Raw genomic sequence first — 6,125 nt, forward strand, 5'->3', positions numbered from 1 at the left:
AACGCCCAAGTATTCTTATGTGCTTGGTTTGATTTGAATTGTTGCGGGGTAAGGCACAGCCCTACCCGCTCTTTGTGCCAGTTGCGTAAGTCCTGGAAGGGTAAAAGAAGACATCCTGGCTGTACCAAAGAAGACCAATCAATTTTATACCCGCGATTTCTAATTGCCTAGTCTAACTCTCTGGGGATTCTTAGTAAAGAATTGTAATCCAAAATCCAAAATCCAAAACCCAAAATTCGTATGAGTCCCTGACTACGGTAGTCTAGATGAGAGTGAATTTATCGCCTGCGATATTATATTGTTTTATGACATCAGTTGTTTCTAGTCCCCCACGCACTATTCGGATTGGTTCACGCAAAAGCCAACTTGCTCTCGTTCAGACCTACTGGGTACAAGAGCAACTCAAGAATTGCTATCCTGATATCACTTTTGAAGTCCACACCATGTCTACCCAAGGTGATAAAATCTTGGATGTCGCATTAGCTAAAATTGGCGATAAAGGACTTTTTACTAAAGAACTTGAACTCGGAATGATCAATCAGGAGATTGACTTTGCGGTTCATTCTCTCAAGGATCTGCCGACTAATTTACCAGAAGGGTTGACACTGGCAGCAATTACTGAACGGGAAAATCCCGCAGATGCATTAGTAGTGCATGAAAAGCACAAAGATAAACAAATCGATACCTTGCCCGAAGGTGCGGTAATTGGTACATCTTCGCTGCGGCGGTTAGCACAGTTACGCCACCATTTCCCCCATTTTACATTTAAGGATGTCCGAGGAAATTTGATTACACGGTTGGCAAAACTGGATGCAGGCGAATATGATGCTCTGATTTTGGCAGCAGCAGGATTAGAAAGATTGGGAATGAGCGATCGCGTACATCAAATCCTCCCCAAAGAAATCTCCCTCCACGCCGTTGGACAAGGTGCTTTAGGGATAGAATGCCGTGCTGATGATAGTGAATTGCTATCTCTACTCAAAGCGATCGAACATCCCCAAACACGCGATCGCTGTCTCGCCGAACGCTCTTTTCTACGCTCTTTAGAGGGCGGATGTCAAGTACCTATCGGTGTAAATACAGAAATATCTGGTGAGAATTTGACCTTAACAGGAATAGTCGCCAGTATAGACGGTCAAAAGTTCGTAAAAGATGCTGTCACTGGTCAAGCTAACAATGCTGAAGCACTAGGTATAGAACTAGCAGAACAGTTGCGGCAACAGGGAGCGCAAGAAATTTTATCAGAAATTTTTGCGGTGATTCAGCGCGGTTCCTAAGCAATTGGTGAAGCCAATGTGATTAGATAAGAATTGATCGCCGTTGCACAAAATATGTGCCAGACGCGACAAATCGCGTTGTTCGGGATTTAGAAAGTTAATTTGACAATATAGACTCGGGGAAGCAAAAATTACCATGCGGATTCTATTTGTTGCAGCAGAGGCAGCACCCATTGCCAAAGTAGGAGGAATGGGTGATGTTGTCGGGGCATTGCCCAAATTCCTGAGAGAAATGGGGCATGATGTGCGAATATTCTTGCCTTACTATGGCTTCCTGCCAGACAAAATGGAAATTCCCCAAGAACCCATCTGGCGGGGATCTGCCATGTTCCAGGAATTTGCTGTTTATGAAAGCATTCTGCCTGGTACTGATGTTCCCTTGTACTTATTTGGACATCCCGCCTTCCTACCGCGCCATATTTATTCTGGAGATGGTGAAGATTGGCGGTTCACCTTGTTTGCCAACGGTGCAGCCGAGTTTGCCTGGAATTACTGGAAACCAGAAATTATCCACTGTCACGATTGGCACACAGGTATGATTCCTGTATGGATGCACCAAGATCCTGATATCACCACAGTATTTACCATTCATAATTTGGCTTATCAAGGGCCGTGGCGTTGGTATTTAGAGAAAATTACTTGGTGTCCCTGGTATATGCAAGGACACAACGTAATGGCGGCGGCGGTGCAATTTGCCAATAAGGTAAATACAGTTTCGCCCACTTATGCCGAGCAAATCAAGACAGCAACTTACGGTGAAACATTAGAAGGTTTGCTGTCCTTTATTAGCGGTAAATTATCTGGGATTATCAATGGTATTGATACCGAAGTTTATAATCCAGAAAATGACAAATACATTGCCCAAACCTTTACTGCTGATACTTTAGATAAACGCAAAGCCAACAAAATTGCTCTGCAACAAGAAATAGGATTAGAAGTCAACTCCAAAGCCTTTTTAATTGGGATCGTTACCCGATTAGTAGAACAAAAAGGTATTGATTTGATATTGCAAATTCTCGATCGCTTCTTATCTTACACAGATGCCCAGTTTGTACTGTTGGGGACAGGCGATCGCTACTATGAAACTCAGATGTGGCAATTGGCATCCCGTTTTCCCGGACGTATGGCAACTTACTTACTTTATAACGATGCCCTGTCTCGCCGGATCTACGCTGGTACTGACGCTTTCTTAATGCCTAGTCGTTTTGAACCTTGCGGTATTAGCCAAATGATGGCTTTGCGCTACGGTTCTGTACCCATTGTCCGCCGCACAGGTGGGTTAGTTGACACCGTAACCCATCACGATCCTGAAAATGCTGCTGGTACTGGTTATTGCTTTGATCGCTATGAACCGCTAGACCTTTTCACCTGTATGATCCGGGCTTGGGAAGGCTTCCGTTTTAAACCGCAATGGGGAGAACTACAAAAACGCGGCATGAGTCAAGATTTTAGTTGGTATCAATCTGCCAAGCAGTACGTGAAGTTGTACAGGTCAATTTACGGTTTGCCAGAAGAAGAAGAGGAGACTCCACAACCAGAGCTAGTGTTAAACGAGGTAGTCACTAGCACCAGTAGCAAATAAAAGGGCGGTTAGAAACCGCGTCTACACAGGCAAAACCCACGGAGGTGGGTTTCAAACCTCAATCTTTCCTTAGTCCGCGGAGGCGGACTTTGTTTGTGTAGCCGCGACTTCCAGTCGCCAGGGCATGAAATTGACACTATTAATTACTCGTCGCTTTCGCCCTAATTAACCAATCATGATCGCTAACACAAATTTCCCGACCAGAGGAGTCTCCTAAGCGGTCTAGTGCTAATAAACAAGCATATTTCAAATCCCAAATCGGCGTATTGAGGCAAATTTTGAGTTCAGGAATTGCTCGTGAATCACCCAATTCAGCAAGAGCGATCGCACATGCAGCACGAGATTTCTGAAACTGGGGTTCGCGGTTGTGCAGGTTTTCCACCAACAAATCGTAGGCGGGAGCATATTTCAGCCAGCCGAAAAGTTTCATGACATGATAATGAGCGCCATAGTCGTTATATGCCTTGTCCGAATAAGTTACTAGAAGTGCTGCTGGTGCTTCTTGCGGATAGACATCTAGTAAGGTTTTTGTCGCTAAATAACACCGTCCAAAATCGGTTTCATAGAGTTCATTAATCACAAAATCTAGAACAGGGGTAGCATCATACTCATGTACTAAATCAAGGTTGTTGGGATGATCGTAGAGTATTTGTTCTAAGTAAGGTTGAATTTCTGTAAAGGTAATTTCACCACTAGGAACCCCTGCATCCAAAAGCATCCGCAAACCTCGCAAGCGAAACACCAGAGATACAGGACAACGGGCGATTTCTGGGATGGCTTTGTAGTAGCGGGAATCAATCAAGTCTTGAATACAACCGCGCCGTGCATTGACACTGGAACTTTGCAGCAGCGCCATCACCTCAGTGATTTGGGAATAGTCACCCGTGAACCGACAAACTGTAGCGATCGCCGCACTACGGGTAGGTTCATCCTCCACTTGGGTAAATTTCCGTACACGTTCTAGGGAAGGCTGATAATCAGCGTTCGCTAAAGTGTGAATAATCACCCGATAGATTTGACCTGGCTTATCCAGCAGTTGCGCCACCTCTTCGAGAATTTCTGGATCTTTCGTGCCGATTTCCCCGATCGCCCACACGGTATTCTCAACAGTATAAATATCATCATCTTTAAGGCACTGTCGAATGACAGGTAAAGCTGATTCCGCCTGCAATCGCCCCAAACTTTCCACAGCTTTGCGTCGGACAATGCGGTGATCTAACTCATCAGGGTTACTGGTTTCAATCGCCCGTACTAAAGCTGCGATCGATTGCTCAGTGGGGAAGTTAATTAGATGAGAAACAGCAATATACTTATCAGAAGCGTCTTCGAGTTGTTCTAATGGTGTATCAATAATTGCGATCGCTTCTTCTTCTGTTAGCCCAAACATTTTAAAAAAACGTTTATCCATTGATCTGTAAATTGCTCTTGGATAATTTTAGAGATCACTTTTACCATCGTACTAGGGACTGGGTACTGGGGATTGGGGATTGGGATCTATTTGGGGATTGATTGAAGCATCAAAAGTGTCTAAGTAGGTAGGCAGAATAAAACCAAACTATGTTAACAAAGATGAACAAGGCTAAAACCCTCTTCCCTGCTGCCGGCGCTCTCTACGAGACGCTAAAAGCGAACGCAGACTCACTACCGCTGCGCTATCCTGCCTTATCTCAACGACAAATATTTACGCCCACCTACTTACGTAGCCATTTGAGAATAATAGGAACAAATATGAGTGATTATTCAGATGACTATGAATTTAATAACCTGGATTTTTATAGAAAAAATCATGGTTTACAGCTTTATTACAACTGGTCTGGGGAAATTTGGTGGCAAGAAACACCAGAACAATCAAAAGAAAAATTGTTCTCTATTATTGGGATGAATGCTACCAAAGTATTTCTCAAGCCCGATCCTGAGTACGGCGAAGTCGGGTATCGCATCAATAGAGAGTTGGGTTTATTTTGTGACCCAGATACCCAAGAGATTTTGCACTTTTGGAAGTCACCAACAGCGAGTCAACCAGTACCAGTAGTACACATTGCTAACCGCATTGTCCAAGGCTCAGTCAAACCAAAGAAATTTGTCATACCCAAAGGCAGCGGATATATTACCTCTGTCATGGAAATTCCTTTAGAATACCCGCATCCTTTAGCAGGAGACAGCAAATATTCAGACTATTGCCCTGGAGAAAAGTTTAAGGGAGTTGAATACTTTATCTCAAATACTTGCCGACCCGATGCAACTGATGTCCCTCCTGCTAAGTGGGCGAGAGACTGTCCTTGGTTGCCCTGGATGAAGTTAGGATATGCTCATCCAGCGAAATTAAGATTTGAAACCACAATATTTAGAGTAGATTCTTTTGAGCAGCTTCATCCTAGTTTAGTCAACCTGGTGAGGGAAAAAGTACCAATTTATGAATTCACGCCGACAGAAAGTGATGAGCCGAATGTGACGACCTCCTGGCAAAATCAGTATCTCAGACTCAATAGCTCGATACAGAACATCGTTGGCGTTGCCACCATTTTCTAAATCGTTGTATTATACCAGTTGGGCAAATATTAAACCGACCTCCAAATCTGTCATCTCATCGTCTAACTGAATGTGCGAGAACGGTTTATAGTCCGCAACAGACCACGGACATAATGGCTCACCCTCATACCACGGAGTTTCTACCACAGCTTGAATACAAGGATTGCTACCGATCACATCGACTTCTTCTGTTGCACGATGCCAGACCATGTTAGCGCGATATCTCCGACGGGCTACGCTTACGCACTGGCTCTTAGACGACTTTTGAAGATTCCTGTCAAAAAGCTTTACCAGTGGTTACGCGATCTGAGAAGATCAAAATATATCTATTCGTCTATATAAACACGCATTTAGGAAACCAAACTTATGGATGAAACCTCAGAATTGACAACAACCAATAACGTCACCGCCCAAGATGTAGCAGAAGTGATTGCAGAACTTGAGCAATATCGGGAACGTCTAGTTCAAGAAACTACAGAAACAGCAAAACGAGCTAAGTTAATGAAAGTAAGCGTCATGGCAAAACTGGAGCCTGAACTTGCCAAGATTGATTCTGCCCTCCAGGAACTCCGTGATCAGCAGGCGGCTCTGAGTGTCAGCAACTAGTGGTCTATTGCAAAAGTTTTGAGAGATGAATCAGTTTTAACGTGTCGCGGAAGTCCCCACCTTCAATGTACTCATAAGGTGGGGATAGGGAGCGGGGGATGAGGATTGCATCTGGAATTGATTTTTTGCAT

General features: G+C 44.1%; 6 protein-coding genes. 4 read left to right on the forward strand and 2 right to left on the reverse strand.

Going from position 1 to position 6,125, the window contains the following annotated elements:
* Positions 1–305: 305 nt before the first annotated feature.
* Complete coding sequence (gene hemC, locus V7K67_RS07025; protein ID WP_334710047.1) at positions 306–1,277, forward strand: hydroxymethylbilane synthase; 972 nt, start codon at positions 306–308, stop codon at positions 1,275–1,277.
* A gap of 136 nt (positions 1,278–1,413) precedes the next feature.
* Positions 1,414–2,859, forward strand: a complete 1,446-nt coding sequence (gene glgA / locus V7K67_RS07030) for a glycogen synthase GlgA (protein ID WP_334732989.1) — start codon at positions 1,414–1,416, stop codon at positions 2,857–2,859.
* Between the two features lie 139 nt (positions 2,860–2,998).
* On the opposite strand, the gene V7K67_RS07035 is transcribed toward glgA, so the two are convergent.
* A complete protein-coding gene (locus V7K67_RS07035; RefSeq protein WP_334732990.1) occupies positions 2,999–4,267 on the reverse strand; it encodes a HEAT repeat domain-containing protein in 1,269 nt (422 codons plus the stop codon).
* Between the two features lie 320 nt (positions 4,268–4,587).
* On the opposite strand from V7K67_RS07035, the gene V7K67_RS07040 reads away from it, so the two are divergent.
* The gene (locus tag V7K67_RS07040) at positions 4,588–5,388 is read left to right on the forward strand and encodes a DUF1838 family protein (protein WP_335165793.1); all 801 of its coding nucleotides are present in this window, start codon (positions 4,588–4,590) and stop codon (positions 5,386–5,388) included.
* Between the two features lie 9 nt (positions 5,389–5,397).
* Here V7K67_RS07040 and V7K67_RS07045 read toward each other — a convergent pair whose 3' ends face one another.
* The gene (locus tag V7K67_RS07045) at positions 5,398–5,598 is read right to left on the reverse strand and encodes a hypothetical protein (protein WP_334732992.1); all 201 of its coding nucleotides are present in this window, start codon (positions 5,596–5,598) and stop codon (positions 5,398–5,400) included.
* A gap of 156 nt (positions 5,599–5,754) precedes the next feature.
* On the opposite strand from V7K67_RS07045, the gene V7K67_RS07050 reads away from it, so the two are divergent.
* Positions 5,755–5,994, forward strand: coding sequence for a hypothetical protein (locus V7K67_RS07050; RefSeq protein ID WP_179068461.1), 240 nt, complete (start codon positions 5,755–5,757; stop codon positions 5,992–5,994).
* The last annotated feature ends 131 nt before the right edge of the window (positions 5,995–6,125 follow it).

Origin of the sequence: Nostoc sp. (assembly GCF_036917155.1) — a bacterium.
Taxonomy (GTDB): domain Bacteria; phylum Cyanobacteriota; class Cyanobacteriia; order Cyanobacteriales; family Nostocaceae; genus Nostoc.